Origin of the sequence: Chlamydia sp., from assembly GCF_017472245.1 — a bacterium.
GTDB lineage: Bacteria > Chlamydiota > Chlamydiia > Chlamydiales > Chlamydiaceae > Chlamydia.
Genome location: NZ_JAFUQR010000010.1, coordinates 1 through 14,582, shown reverse-complemented (window position 1 = coordinate 14,582; position 14,582 = coordinate 1). Strand labels below are relative to the sequence as shown.

Sequence of the window (14,582 nt, the reverse complement as noted above, 5' to 3'; positions counted from 1 at the left end):
TTTGTGGTTTCTTTGTTAAAAATGCCTAAGCTGTCTCCTACAATGGAAACAGGAACCCTTGTTAAATGGCACAAAAATAAAGGAGATGAAGTCCATTTCGGAGACGTATTGCTAGAAATCTCAACCGATAAAGCTGTTTTAGAACATACAGCATCTGAGGATGGTTGGTTGCTGGAAATTCTTATAAAAGAAGGAACAAAAGTTCCTATTGGCACTCCTATAGCAGTGTTTTCAACAGAACAAAATGCAAAGTACGATTTGGAACACCTTTTACCTTTAGAAGCAGTCCCCATCACTGATGAGCTTCCTGGAGAAGTTTTACCGAAAAATTCTTCCCCGAAAGAGCCTTCATGCGCTAGTCCTTCCATGTCTATTGTGGGATTCCGACCAGAACCTCCTTTAAAAACTCCTTTGATCATGAAATTCCCTGGGGATCAAACATTAGCTTCTCCCTTAGCCAAAAAATTAGCCAAGGAACAGAATTTAGATCTTTCTGGAGTCGTAGGCAGTGGCCCTGGAGGGCGAATTATAAAAAAAGATCTAGAGAAAGCTCCTCCTTTAAGAATAGCGGGCTTTGGCTATCCTGAATCCCCGGATGTCAATCCAGGTTCTTATGAAGAAGAACCTCTATCTCCTATTCGAGAAGTGATATCTAAACGTTTGCAAGCGGCCAAAACATTTATTCCTCATTTCTATATAAGGCAACGAGTTTATGCTACTCCACTACTTGCTTTACTAAATGAGCTTCAAGCACAAAATATCAAACTTTCGATCAATGACTGCATTGTACGAGCTTGTGCTCTAGCCTTAAAAGAATTTCCAGAAATTAATTCTGGATTCAATAGCGTAGACAATACGATCATTCGTTTTTCTACTATTGATATCTCCATTGCTGTAGCTATTCCCGACGGAGTCATTACTCCTATTGTCCGTTGTGCAGATAGAAAGAATGTTGGCGTAATTTCTTCGGAAATTAAAGATCTAGCAGTAAGAGCAAGGCAACAGTCTCTCAAAGAAGAAGAATATAAAGGAGGCTCTTTCTGTATTTCTAACTTAGGAATGACAGGAATCACCGACTTTACGGCTATTCTTAATCCTCCTCAAGCAGCTATTCTTGCTGTAGGAAGTGTAGAAGAACAACCGGTAGTCTTGAATGGAGAACTTGCTGTAGGATCGACTTGCATGTTAACATTATCGGTAGATCACCGAGTAATTGATGGGTATCCTGCAGCAATGTTCATGAAACGACTACAAAAACTTCTTGAAGCCCCGGCAGTCTTGCTTCTTAACTAAAAGGAAAGTCTCCTTCCTTACTTTCAAGAATAAAGGTTAGGAGACATTCCAAATCTTCGATGTATAGTCCGCAATGGATCGATCACTTGAGAAAAATCCCATTCCTCCAACATTGTAAATAGATTTCTTAGTCCACTCCTCGGGCTGCTTAAACAAGTTCGCAACATTGTTCTGCGCATCGATATAGGACTCCAAATCTGCTAACACAAAGAAAGGATCTCCTTCATTCAGAAGCCTATTAACAATTGGTTTAAAAAGGTCTTTATCTTCATGTGGAAGTCTCGCATGTAAAAGAAAATCTAATGCCTCTTGAATTTTAGGATTAGCATTACATATCCCCTGCGGATAATACTCTTTCCGAAGAGCACAAATTTCTTCTTCTAGAAGGCCAAAAATAAACATATGCTCTTTTCCTATATGTTCAGCCATCTCAATATTGGCTCCATCCATAGTACCAATTGTCAAAGCTCCGTTTAGAGCAAATTTCATATTGCCTGTACCTGAAGCCTCCATTCCCGCTGTTGAAATCTGTTCAGATAAATCTGTTGCAGGAATTATCTTTTCTGCTAACGACACTCTATAGTTATGCCAAAAAACAACTTTCAGTAGATCTTTTGATTTGGGATCATTATTAATGATATGTGCAACATTATTAATTAATTTAATAATTAATTTTGCCATAGCATAACCAGGAGCCGCTTTACCTCCAAAAATGACGGTAGTTGGAACAATATTTACAGAACAATTCCGAATTTCATTATAAAAATAAATGACACGGAGAATATTCATGAGTTGGCGTTTATACTCATGTATCCGCTTAATGTGACAATCAAAAATAGAATATGGATCTACAGAAACTCCAAGTTCTTTATGGATATGTGTCGTCAGTTCTTCTTTATTTTGATTTTTGATCTTCTTCCACTCTTCCCTAAATCCACTGTCTTCAGCTAAAGGAATCACTTTCTGTATATGAATGAGATTCGTTAGATAATCCGTACCTATTGTACGATTTAACAACGAACTTAATCTTTCATTGGAAAGAGCTAACCAACGTCTAGGTGTAATCCCATTGGTAACATTGATAAATTTATCTGGGAAAAACTCGACAAATTCTTTAAATAAAGTCTTTTTGATAAGTTGCGAATGGAAGGTTGATACACCATTCACTTTGTTCGTCCCAACTACAGCTAGATTAGCCATATTCACGAACTTAGAACTCCCTTCTTCAATGATGGAAAGAGCTCGACGCTTATCATTATCTTCTGGATATTTTTGAGAAACTTTTGCTAACCAGCGCGAATTAATTTCGTAAATAATTTCTAAATGGCGAGGGAGCACTTTAGAAAATAAATCTAACGACCAACGCTCCAGAGCTTCAGGCAGAATTGTGTGGTTAGTGTAATTAAATATTCTTGTTGTTGCGTCCCAAGCAACATCCCAATCTAACTCTTCACGATCGACTAATAAGTGCATCATTTCTGCAATTCCCAAAGCCGGATGAGTGTCGTTAAGTTGGACAGAAACTTTTTCTGGTAATTTATCTAAAGAAAGATGCGTTTTTGTGTAACGACGAAGGATATCTTGTATAGTAGCAGATACAAGAAAATATTCCTGTTTGAGACGTAATTCTTGTCCTTCAGAGATAGCATCATTAGGATAAAGTACACGAGTAATGTTGCTTGCTAATGCAAGATCTTCAATGGCACGAATATAATTGCCGTGATTGAAATAACTAAAATCAAATCCATGACGAGACTGTGCTTGCCACAGGCGTAAAGAATTCACTGTATCGTTATTGAACCCTGGAACAGGAACATCATACGCCATAGCTAGAACTTCTTGAGAATCAACCAATTCTGCAACATCCCTACCCCTAGAATCAACACTATGCTTCACTTTCCCATAAAAATGTACAGGGTATAAATATTCTCCTCGACAAATCTCCCAAGGATTACCATAACGCAACCACTCATCAGGAGATTCAACTTGATAACCATTCTCTATCTTCTGATCAAAAATGCCATAATCATAACGAAGACCATATCCATAAGCAGGAATACCAAGAGTGGCCATAGAATCAAGGTAGCAAGCAGCCAATCGCCCTAATCCCCCATTTCCAAGCCCTGCATCGTACTCCATCTCAACAAGCCGATCAAAATCATACCCAAGATCCGAGAGGGCTTCCTTCACTAAATCTAGAAGGCCTAAATTTAATAAATTATTTTTTAAACTCCTTCCCAGCAGAAATTCCATAGAGATATAGTAGATACGCTTTACGTCATTGTCATAGTAGCTACTTTGAGTCTTTAACCATCCCCTAGCCATCCACTCTAACACAGTTTTAGCAACCGCAGTAAAAATGTCCCTAGTTGATGCGGATAAAGGGGTCTGAACTACTCCACAATATATCCTTTCTAGGATAGCTTGCTTCATAGACTCGACATTGATCTTAGTCCGGTCGAAGTGCATAAAGTCTCTCACGTAAAGGAAAGTTGATTTATCCTTTGAATAAGAAATATTAACATTAAAAGAAAGTTTTCTATTTTCAGGTTGACTGCCTCACATAAAGGCTTGCTATTTGGTAAAAAATTACGTAAAATGTATGCCTTTTTTTGGGAAGGAGACATTATTATGAGTATTTTACCGCAGAAGAATATATTTACCATCTCGGACAGGTTCTCTCAGAAAGTAGAATCGCCAGAGCGTTCTTCTACTGAAGATCTAAAAAAATCAACAAGATCACAATGTCTTCAGAAAATAGTTAACTTCGCAAAAAACTTGTTTATTGAATTAGGACTAATCCTTACGATCGTCTCGTTTATCGCCGCAGCACTGGCCTGCCCTCCTGGAGCTGCACTAATTATTATTATAACTATCCAGGCTACGTTTGCGGTTGCTTTTACGCTTCAACTCGCATATAAGCTACACACCTCAATCAAACTTCCTCCTGCTAGCAATGATAATCCGGCTCCTGAGGGCAATCCAGCTCCTGTTAGCAACACGGATTCTGTCGAAGACTCAACTGTTGTTAACAGTGACACTTTTGCCGAGGTTTAAGATTTCAATATTTTCGAAAGGAGGCTCGTTATCGCCTCCTTTCGTGTATTAGTCCACTATAAAATCTAAACTTTGATAAGCAGAGGAAAGTTGTTTCATCAATTCCTGTACCGCGCATGAAACATCGTTTTCTCTGTCAGGTTCTTCTAGTTTCTGAGAAACCGCTCGAATTGATGAAATAACCGTAGAATGATCTCTAGAGAAGACTTCGCCGATCTTTACGTATGATAAAGATAGCTTTTGCCTACACAAAAACATCGCAACCTGCCTAGGCAAAACATATTCTCGAGACTGAGAACGACCTAAAATACTTTCAGGAGACACTGTGTAATATTGTGCAGTGGCTTGTACAATACTCTGTGGAGTCAATCGAATGTTCTCTGCGGCAAGCAATACGTCATGCAATAAAGCTTCTATATCCCCTTGATAAAGCATTTGATGAGACAATTTTTTATAAGAAACTCTTTTAGCCAAAGTTATTAATGCATGCAACAAAGATTTTACATGGGACGATAATGCTTGAATAAGAAAATCTAAAGCAGTTTCTTCTATACGTATGTTAAGGGTTTCTACTTTTCTTTCTAAAAAGCTTTTTAAACCTTCTTTTGTCAGAGGACTGACTGGGATTGCAATTCCCCACTCAAAACGACTAATCAGTCGCTCTTCCATGGCTTTCAAATCTCCCGGAGCAAAAGTAGAAGAAATCACTATCAACTTCCCTTCGGTGTGCAAAGAGTTGAATGTGTGGAAAAACTCTTCTTGAGTAGCCCCTTTACCTGATAGAACTTCTATATCCTCTATGAATAAAGCTTCAACATTACGATAAAACGCCCGGAAACGCTGCATTTCACCAGAACGAATAGCGGACACCAGATGTTCTGTAAATAATTCGGAGGTGACATATAAAGTTTTTACTCCAGACTCACGCAAAACGCCAACAGCGGCCTGCATAAGATGTGTTTTCCCAGAACTTTCAGGACCGAAGAGATAAATAGGATTAAAAGGAAAATCTTTTCCTAGCTCGGACACTTTAGCAAATTCTTGAAGAATCCTTACAGGTAAATCATTTTCTGGAGTCACAAGAAAATTCGCAAAAGACATCTGTGGGTCAATATCCCCATACTGCATAGTAAAGTACGCAGTTTTCTCTTGTTGAATTTGAGCCTCCTTAAATGGCGTAGATTTATCTAAAGAAGTAATCCGAACCCGAATAGGCTTTCCGTTGTTATTGATTAAGCTAGATTTGACCTTATGGCGAATATGCTCTTCAAACCAAGTCACTTGAAAAGAATCTTTTGCTTCCAAATACAGGTTACATGCATCAAAGCACAAGACCTTCAAGGACCTCAGCCATTTATTGACTGTGTCCACTCCAATCTCTTTTTCTTGTAGCAAAAGGAATTCTTCCCAAGCTCGCATAAAACTATCTCAACTAAATAGTTTTTGATAAAAATTATTCTAATTAAACAAAAGATCTTTCTATCTCTTCTTATTAACAATCACTTCGTGCTTTAAGTGTTTTTCATCCAAAATTTTGTTTGTTACCCACTGTTGGATAACACCAAGCAACATTGAAGAAAACCAGTAAATATTCAACCCAGATGGGAAATTATAAAACATAAATGTAAACAATAACGCCATCATAGTTCCCATAGCTTCTTGTTGACGCTGCTGATCCGAAACAGGCCCTTTTCTTTTAGCAGCAGAAATTTTCTGCTGAATAAACATCACAATCCCCAATAGAATAGGAAGAAGGTGAAACTCGTTTCCAATAAACCATATCGGTGTCTGCCAAGAAAAAAGAACATCCGGAGCAGTTAAATTATCAATCCATCCAGGAATAAAGCTCGCTCCCCTTAATAAAAAAGAGGATTTCAATAAATCGAACATAGCTATAAGAAACGGCAACTGAATAAGCAAAGGTAAGCACCCCGTTATTGGATTCACTTTATTCAGCTTATACAACGCCATAATTTCCATTTGAGCTCGTTTAGGCTCACGCTTATATTTCTGCTGAATATCTTGAATATACGGAGATAATTTTTGCATGCGACGCATAGATCGAATGGACCATGCATTTAAGGGATAAAGCAAAAGCTTCAACACAATTGTTAATAAAATAATTGAAATTCCCCAAGAGCCAGTTAAAAACTTAAAGAATTTCATGATAATGAATAACAAAGCTGCAAAAGGCTCTGTAATAAAACTAAAGAAGCCTCTAAAAGCAATTGCATCAACATATTCAGGTGTTTCTCCTTTAGAATTCATATAAGCTTTATCTAAAGCTTTCAAAGAAGGCTCAGCTAAAGGCCCTGCATACACCATAAATCGATAATGACCAGCCTCTTTAGGTAAAGGCAACATTGCCACATAGCCGGGGTATTTGGCTGCAGGATAGGCCTGATCTTTAGGAGGAAGTTGAGAAAGTCGTGTAGGAACTATATTTCCTGGGATAAAAGAGGAAGCGTAACCTGCAGGAATAGGAGTTCTTGGAGTTAAAATCACCCCAAAATACCCATTAGAATTCAAAATCCATTGAGGAGCAATATTATTACGCATGAGTAAAGTATTTTTCGCTTTAGGTAACTTGACGTTGATTAAATCGCTCTTATTTTTTTTCACAGCGTAATACTTAATAGCTGGAACGAAAGCATTGGACATGATTTCTACTTCAGGGATCCCTGAAGTTATCCATAAGTCTTCTTGTTCTCTAGTAGTTTGAACTTCTAATTCAAAAGCATAAGGCTGTTCACCCAGAACGTAAGTTTTCCGAATTCTTCCATCTCCGCTCTCTAAAACTAAGGTTTTATTATCAAAAGAAATAACACGAAAACCTGTTGCAACAGGAGAAGATAACTCTCTTCCAGAAACAATATTTAAAGCTTGATATTTTGAAGGAATAGTTTTACGGGCATCAGATAACGGTCCTCGTCTAAGCAAAGGATAATACCCACCAACAACATTCGGCACACTTTGCCGTAGAAAATCAACCGACTCAACTCCAGGGAAAGAAGCTTCCGATGGAGCACTAACTGCTATCTCTTTATCAAAACCAATCTCATTAACAATACTTTTACTTCCTTCTCTATCAGAAGCAAAGGGCAGATTAATTCCTTCAATGGATCCGCTCTCTTGTGAAACCACAAGCTGCATATATTCATTAGAAAGAACGTAATAGCCCCCAGATGCTGAAGGGATTTCTTTGTCAGCAAAGACAACAGCTCGAGCCATAGGAAGGTCTAAAGACTCCACACATTCTTCCTTAGAGTTATAGATACCCAGAGGCACAAACTCATTTCCTGTGTTTAGAAAAACTAATGAGGTCCCGTAAATAGTTGCAGTCTTATTCGAAATTTTCCCATCTTTATATTCCCCTAGGAAAACGAGAGGTTCTTGGTTTCTCCGAAACTCCGCTACAACAACTGGGAAAGAGTCTTTTTGATTGGGAAGATATACAGAACCTCCCTTCGATGGGACTTCCTTGCCTGTTTCTCCATACAAGGAGACAAGAATCCCTCCAAAAGTACTTGTTTGTTCTATCAAATTCCAAGAAGAGCCTTTAGAATAAACTGTGGGATGTGCGCCTCCTTTCGTTAAAAGAAATAGGCGATTTCCCAAACAAACAGCATACTGATTCGTTGACTCTTTATCTTCCGGAGAGGCTGTCCAGGGGACTACGCTTAATTGCTCTGTTGAAGCTAATATTTGTTCAGAAATAACTCGCTGTTTTTTGGCCAAATCCTGGCATGATTTGAAGTCTCGATACCCAAAGAAAATTTGACACCCTAGAAATGCTATACTTACTAAAGAAACAAATAATAACGTTCGCTTATTCATGCTTATTCGAGGTGAGATCTCCCCTTAACGGGGGTGGAAGCCTCGTCCTTACTACAGTTGCTTTAATTCCCTAATCAAAAAATTTTTCAGAAAGACACAGTCTTTCCGATCACTGTTAAGGTATACCTTCTACTATCGATTCTGTCCTATCTTCTTCAACAGTGCCCGTACTATGTAACTTAGCGCCATTTTATAGAGGGTTTCTTTTCCATGCACTTGGAAAATCTCTTCTTTTCCATCCTTTATGAAATTTTTAATGGGATCTTTTTCCTGAGTCAGAATCTTCCAATGTTTGAAAAAGCTATAAGCTGCGTTTTTTGCTAGCAAACCAGATAATTCCTGCTCCTAAAAACAACAAAGGGATAGATAACCATTGTCCAATAGTTAATATACCCCCCTCGCTGAGCCAAGCTCCTTGATGCATTTTAAAAAATTCAGCAAGAAAACGAATGCAGGCTACTCCAATCAAAGCTCCTGCCGCACTATAACCCGAACCTAAGCGAATAATCCGTCGATAACAAAGTCTGTATAAAATACATGATAATAGAAAATAGCTAAAGCCTTCATAAAGCTGAACAGGATGTCTTGAAATCTGACTGCTACTATTAGCAAAAATGACCCCCCATGGCATAGACGTTGGCGTTCCCAGAATCTCTTGATTCATGAAATTACCTATACGGATGAATAAAGCTGCGCAACCAAAAACTGCACCACAAAGATCACAGATATAGATTACAGAAAGCATCGGGAGTCGCCGAATATGCTGTCGAGAGAAGACTGCTGACCAAATGATCACAGCAGCTATAGCACCGTGGCTAGAAAGACCTCCTTTCCATATCTTCAAAATTTCTGAAGGGTTTTCAAAATAAAAATCCCCTCCATAGAAGAGAACGTAAAATACTCGAGCCCCTACAACTATAGCTAAAAGAGCCCCTAAAGCAAAATTTTCTAAGCTTATTCTCAACTCTTTTTGAACTTTTTCGTTCTTACAAAGAGTCGTTGCAAGTTTAATCCCTGCAAGAGATGAAAAAAAAATTCCTAAAGAGAAGAGGACCCCATACCAAGATAACTGAAGCCCAACTTGCGGGAAAGACAGGAGAATCCTAGATAGTTCACAACGAATCATTGTTTTTTCTCAACAATTTCAAAAAATTTTTCCCAAAGCAGCCTTATCAAAAAACTTTTGTCGACAATCTCACAAAAACAAATTCTTATACCTTCTATTGTCTATATTAGTTGCTTTTTGAAAATGCCCGTGGTAGAGTTCCCTTTAACACATAAGCTCCTTTGATCTTTTGCGCAACTTACCTAAGTATCGCTGGAGATACAAAATTGAGTCAAATTTTTCACTGAGTTACGCTATGCAAAAATCCCGGTTACTAGCTTTTGTTGGTCTTTCGCTCTTAACAGCAAATATTTTTTCTGGTTGTTCTGTATCACCCTCTGGTAGCTATCATGCTAAGCTGTACACCAGAGGGAGCAAAGCGCGGGGAGTTGTGGCTATGCTTCCTGTTCTCTATCGTACAGAGAAGTCTGCAGAAATCCTTCCTTGGAATTTGCAAGCTGAATTTTCAGAAGAAATTAGTAAGCGCCTGCATTCATCTGACAAATTGCTGCTCATCAAGCATCATGCATCAGCAGGTGTTGCCGCACAGTTTTTCTCTCCCACTCCAAATATTTCCCCTGAATTAGCAGTTCAATTGTTGCCTGCTGAATTTGTAGTAGCTACTGAAATATTAGAGCAAAAGACTGTGGAAGATGCTTTAAACCCTTCTATTTCAGCATCTGTTCGTGTGCGAGTGTTTGATATTCGTCACAACAAAATTTCTATGATATATCAAGAAATTTTGGATGCAAATCAACCTCTTGCCTCTGGCAGCAATGACTATCATCGCTATGGATGGCGTTCTAAGAATTTCGATTCGACTCCAATGGGTCTTATGCACCACAGGTTGTTTAGAGAGATTGTTGCTCGCGTAGAAGGGTATGTTTGCGCAAACTACTCTTGAGTATGATAAATTTAGGACTCTCAATAGCTTTCGTCGGACTCTCGTCTCTTCTATCGAAAGGTTTTTTTACATGGCCGAATCCAGGAAGACTTGTTAGGCTACCTTTTAATCTGGTTTGCTTAGGAGTTATTCTGTTTTTTTTACCGGCTGCGCTGCCAAACTGGGAGCCTCTTTCTTCCATCTCCGGAGTAGCTTTTCATGGTATTTTTGTCTTCAGTGCTTTTCTTTTTCTCCTGTTAGGATTACCAACTTACATAACTCAATCAATTTTGCACGCAGGAGAAACTTCTAGTTCAACTCCTCTACTATTAGCTATAGGGGCAGGGATCCGCATATGGGTCATCACAATCACAATCACGCAGATATTGGCACGATTATTACAATTCATTTGGCCCCTTGTCCTACCAGGATTGTTTTTTCAAGAACAGATCATTACAGAAGAAATTCGGGAACAGCTGTTAACTAGACCAGACTATTTGTATATCCTCTGTGTGGCTATGTTCATTCCCATCGCAGAAGAAATCTTTTTTAGAGGAATTCTCCAAACTTTTTTCAAAAGTAAATTCTCTAGATGGCAAGCCATTGTAATTAGCTCCCTTATTTTTGCAATCACGCACATAGAAGCCTCTTTGGGAAGCTTGATTTTTGTTCCAACACTATTTGTATTTTCATTATGTGCGGGATTTGTTTACGAGAAGATGAGGCACATAGCTGCTCCTATAACCTTACATATTCTTTTCAACAGCTGCCAACTGATCCTGCTATCTTTATGAGAAAAAGAAGCTGAGCAATTGAGTAACATAGATAGTGAACAAAAAGTAAGCCAGAGAAAGCTCCTAGCACAAAAGGCCTATCCTTAGGGCTGCTACCTTCCGATCCTGACCCGGTTCAGAAGTCTCTCATCTTAAGAGGTCCCCGGCTTACGGGGTCTTTGGTACCATAAATAGAGTTTTCCCTCAACTTTCTTCCCTATTTTTAAGAAATTTTTTCTTGTTCTTTCACGCGAGACCAACATTCCTCTGCTTCTTCTAAAGAAATTTGATTATTGGGATCAAAAACATGAGGAGACCGACGACGTAGCTTTGCTATCGCCTCAGTAAAAACCTCTTCAGCCTTGAGTTTTCCTTCTCTCTCGAGTAAGAAACATAAAGTTAATACTAAGGTGAGAACGTCTCCTGCCTCTGATGCAATTTCGAGAGCAGCCTTATTACCTTGCACGGCATCTGCTAATTCTTGACACTCTCCCGCTATATACTGCAGCATGGAATCAATGCTCTGCAAATTTGTCCATGGACAAACTCCTTGTAAAGCCATTGCTCGCGAAACTGCAGCTAATTGTAAAATACTATCTTCTTCCATGGCTATTACTCCTTAAAAATAGATGAGTCTCGATCTAATAAACCTGCTGAATAAAGTGCTCTTTTGAGTTTTCTATAACGACTTAAAACCAATTAAACTGTCTCAGCCCTTAGAGAAAAAGTAGATTTCTTCTAGCATTTTTTATACATAACCAGAATAATCTGGGTCCGCCCACAATAATCAAAATCGAATGTTTTCTTCAGCAATTGTTGTTCTAACTGCATTTTTTGTCTTGTGCTCAGGATTTATATCTCTATCGCACATAGCACTATTTTCTCTCCCTTCTTCTCTAATTGCTCATTATAGCCACTCAAAAAACAAACGCCTCCAGCAAATAGCCAACCTAATGGCATATCCCAATCACTTACTCATAACGCTAGTTTTTTTTGATATAGGGATTAATATTGGAGTACAAAATTGTATAGCAACATTAGTCGGGGATTCTGCATCTTTTTTACTTACTGTAGGGATTCCTTTAGCCTTAACGCTAATTTTAGGTGAAATTGTTCCTAAAGTGATTGCTATCCCTTATAACGTACGGATAGCTCGGCTTGTCACCCCTATTATTTTTGTATCAACAAAAAGTTTTCGTCCTATATTTGACTGGGCCATCTCAAGCATTAATTTTATCATCCAAAAGGTGTTAGTCCATCAAGAAACCGATTTTATTCAACCTCAAGAATTAAAAGAAGTTCTTCGAAGTTGCAAAGACTTTGGAGTCGTCAATCACGAAGAAAGTCGCCTCTTGTTTGGATATCTTTCTATGGAAGAAGGAAGCATTAAGGAAAGAATGAAGCCCAAACAAGAAATCATTTTCTATGACATTCTTACTCCTATCGAAAACCTTTACCGATTATTTTCTGGACAACGCTATTCTAGAATTCTCGTTTGTAAAGATGGATTACAGAACCTTTTGGGGGTCTGTTCAGCAAAATCTTTAATTCTACACAAAGAGCAATTACAATCCCCTGAAGAGCTTCTTCCCTTACTTAAAAAACCCCATTACATTCCTGAAACTGTCTCCGCTAAGACAGCCCTGTATCATCTAGCTCGAGAAGACAGCGGGTTGGGTATAATTATTGATGAATATGGGTCTATAGAAGGCTTAATCACTCAAAATGACCTATTTGAAATTGTTTCTAATGAAGTTTCGCATAATCGCCTTGCTTCTAAACAGTTTGCTCACTCAGATAGAAATATTGCCATTGCAGCCGGTACCTTTGAACTTTCTGATTTTTATGATCTTTTTGGAGTTGATCTTCCGACTTCCACTAATTGTGTTACAATCGGTGGTTGGCTTACAGAGCAGTTAGGAGAAATTCCAGAAACTGGAACAAAGTTTGCCTGGGGACAATTTGTGTTTCAAGTATTGGATGCCGCTCCTAATTGTGTAAAGCGGGTGTATATAAGGAAAACCCATGGGAACTGACTCATTTTTTTTCTGGCTCGGAGTTAACCTCCTTTGCATTTTCATCCAAGGGTTCTTTTCAATGATGGAAATGGCTTGCGTGTCATTTAATCGTGTGCGCCTACAATATTACCTCACCAAAAACAACAAAAAAGCCTCTTATATCAATTTCCTTATCAGAAGACCCTATCGTCTATTTGGTACAGTAATGTTGGGAGTGAACATTGCTTTACAAATAGGGTCTGAATCATCTAGGACATGCTATAAACTTATCGGCATACCCCCAGAATATGCTCCTATAACGCAAATTTTTTTGGTCGTTATTTTTGCAGAATTACTTCCTTTAGCTATTTCTCGCAAAATCCCAGAAAAGATAGCCCTGAAAGGAGCTCCTATCCTTTATTGTGCCCATTATCTGTTTTACCCGCTGATTCAATGTGTTGGCGGTATCACAAATATCATCTACTTCATTCTAAATATTAAAAAAGAGACACTACACTCAACGCTTAGTCGAGATGAGCTTCAAAAAACACTGGAAACTCATCATGAAGAACAAGATTTTAACGTTATTGCTACGAATATCTTTTCTTTAAGTGCGACTTCTGTAGAGCAAGTCTGTCAAAGTTTGGACCAGATCCCTATGCTTTCAGCAAATGCCTCTGTACAAGATTTTTGTAAGTTAATACGTCGCCATCGAGTAGATTTTGTCCCTATTTACCACAAAGTTAAAAAGAATGTTGTGGGAATTGCTTTCCCAAAAAACCTTATTAATAGAAACCCAAATGACCCTGTTGCTACTTATCTCAGCTCTCCGTGGTTTGTGACAGCGAAATCTAAACTTATTCATGTAATTCAAGAATTTCGAAAAAATAGCTCCAATGTTGCTATAGTCCTAAATGATAATGGAGAGCCTATGGGGGCTTTAGGACTACATACTGTATTTAAAACATTGTTCAATACAAGAAATATCGCTCAACTAAAACCCAAAACAACCTCTTTAATCGAACGAACTTTTTCAGGGAACACTCCATTATCTGAAATAGAAAATGAGCTTAGTATTTCTTTTACAGATAACGAATGCAAAACAATTGCTCAGCTCATGTTGAAATTACTCGACACACCTCCAGAAGTAGGCGCCTCTATTATCATTAACGGACTCTTACTAGAAGTAAAAGAAATCTCCTTATATGGAATTAAAACTATTGCCATCAAAGATACTTTATAAGGATTAGATATACTGTTTTAAATGCCGCACGACATGAATAACTCTTTGTGCTGCTGTAAGAACCTCTTTTTCCGATAACAAATAACTAAAAGAAAAGCGCAGAGTCGCTGTGGAAAGTTCTTGAGAAACTTTCATAGCAGTCAGAGACTTAAAGGCAGTGGTTGCCCCAGAAGAACAAGCAGAACCATAGCCACAAGCTACCCCCGCAAGATCCAAAGCTATCTGCATGACTTCTCCCTCTAACCCAGGGAAGGCTATCGCAGAAAGATTACTAACTCGAGGCTCATTTTGGCAATGTACTATGCATTCGGGGATAGCCTTTTGCAGAGTAGATTCAAAAAGATTCTGATAAGAACGTAGAGTTCGGGAAATAATCGACTGATCTGTTAATAAT

At 38.4% G+C, this 14,582-nt stretch carries 11 protein-coding genes, 1 other RNA gene and 1 pseudogene; 6 read left to right on the top strand and 7 right to left on the bottom strand.

Annotated elements, in window-relative coordinates:
- Positions 1 to 3 precede the first annotated feature (3 nt).
- Positions 4 to 1,293 (top strand): pyruvate dehydrogenase complex dihydrolipoamide acetyltransferase, encoded by a 1,290-nt coding sequence (locus IJ490_RS04470; protein WP_291894788.1) that lies wholly within the window; start codon positions 4 to 6, stop codon positions 1,291 to 1,293.
- A 36-nt stretch (positions 1,294 to 1,329) separates the two neighbouring features.
- On the opposite strand, the gene IJ490_RS04465 is transcribed toward IJ490_RS04470, so the two are convergent.
- Positions 1,330 to 3,762: a glycogen/starch/alpha-glucan phosphorylase gene (locus IJ490_RS04465; RefSeq protein WP_291894785.1), complete on the bottom strand. Its 2,433-nt coding sequence runs from the start codon at positions 3,760 to 3,762 to the stop codon at positions 1,330 to 1,332.
- Positions 3,763 to 3,924: 162 nt separating this feature from the next.
- On the opposite strand from IJ490_RS04465, the gene IJ490_RS04460 reads away from it, so the two are divergent.
- Positions 3,925 to 4,350, top strand: a complete 426-nt coding sequence (locus tag IJ490_RS04460; protein ID WP_291894782.1) for a hypothetical protein — start codon at positions 3,925 to 3,927, stop codon at positions 4,348 to 4,350.
- A 48-nt stretch (positions 4,351 to 4,398) separates the two neighbouring features.
- Here the strand turns inward: IJ490_RS04460 and dnaA are convergent, their stop codons facing one another.
- The 3 genes from dnaA to IJ490_RS04445 form a co-directional block, all read right to left on the bottom strand.
- On the bottom strand, positions 4,399 to 5,769 hold the full coding sequence (dnaA, locus tag IJ490_RS04455; protein ID WP_291894777.1) for a chromosomal replication initiator protein DnaA: 1,371 nt from the start codon (positions 5,767 to 5,769) through the stop codon (positions 4,399 to 4,401).
- Positions 5,770 to 5,829: 60 nt separating this feature from the next.
- Positions 5,830 to 8,193, bottom strand: a complete 2,364-nt coding sequence (gene yidC, locus IJ490_RS04450) for a membrane protein insertase YidC (RefSeq protein WP_291894846.1) — start codon at positions 8,191 to 8,193, stop codon at positions 5,830 to 5,832.
- Positions 8,194 to 8,488: 295 nt separating this feature from the next.
- Positions 8,489 to 9,313 (bottom strand): prolipoprotein diacylglyceryl transferase, encoded by an 825-nt coding sequence (locus IJ490_RS04445; protein ID WP_291894774.1) that lies wholly within the window; start codon positions 9,311 to 9,313, stop codon positions 8,489 to 8,491.
- A gap of 235 nt (positions 9,314 to 9,548) precedes the next feature.
- On the opposite strand from IJ490_RS04445, the gene IJ490_RS04440 reads away from it, so the two are divergent.
- The gene (locus tag IJ490_RS04440) at positions 9,549 to 10,196 is read left to right on the top strand and encodes a CT253 family lipoprotein (protein WP_291894771.1); all 648 of its coding nucleotides are present in this window, start codon (positions 9,549 to 9,551) and stop codon (positions 10,194 to 10,196) included.
- Positions 10,197 to 10,198: 2 nt separating this feature from the next.
- Entirely contained in the window at positions 10,199 to 10,969 is a 771-nt protein-coding gene (locus tag IJ490_RS04435; RefSeq protein ID WP_291894842.1) for a type II CAAX endopeptidase family protein, read from the top strand.
- Positions 10,970 to 11,016: 47 nt separating this feature from the next.
- Here the strand turns inward: IJ490_RS04435 and ffs are convergent.
- Together ffs and IJ490_RS04425 are read right to left on the bottom strand one after the other, a co-directional pair.
- An RNA gene (ffs, locus tag IJ490_RS04430) (signal recognition particle sRNA small type) lies at positions 11,017 to 11,116 on the bottom strand.
- Between the two features lie 55 nt (positions 11,117 to 11,171).
- Positions 11,172 to 11,555: a MazG nucleotide pyrophosphohydrolase domain-containing protein gene (locus IJ490_RS04425; RefSeq protein WP_291894769.1), complete on the bottom strand. Its 384-nt coding sequence runs from the start codon at positions 11,553 to 11,555 to the stop codon at positions 11,172 to 11,174.
- Positions 11,556 to 11,745: 190 nt separating this feature from the next.
- Between IJ490_RS04425 and IJ490_RS04420 the strand changes: the two genes are divergently transcribed.
- Together IJ490_RS04420 and IJ490_RS04415 are read left to right on the top strand one after the other, a co-directional pair.
- Positions 11,746 to 12,984 carry a hemolysin family protein gene (locus tag IJ490_RS04420; RefSeq protein WP_291894766.1) on the top strand — a complete coding sequence of 413 codons (1,239 nt, stop codon included), beginning with the start codon at positions 11,746 to 11,748 and terminating at the stop codon, positions 12,982 to 12,984.
- Positions 12,974 to 14,188, top strand: coding sequence for a hemolysin family protein (locus tag IJ490_RS04415; RefSeq protein WP_291894764.1), 1,215 nt, complete (start codon positions 12,974 to 12,976; stop codon positions 14,186 to 14,188). The genes IJ490_RS04420 and IJ490_RS04415 overlap by 11 nt, the downstream gene beginning before the upstream one ends.
- Positions 14,189 to 14,191: 3 nt before the next feature.
- Here IJ490_RS04415 and IJ490_RS04410 read toward each other — a convergent pair.
- A pseudogene (locus IJ490_RS04410) lies at positions 14,192 to 14,582 on the bottom strand (cysteine desulfurase); the annotation flags it as partial.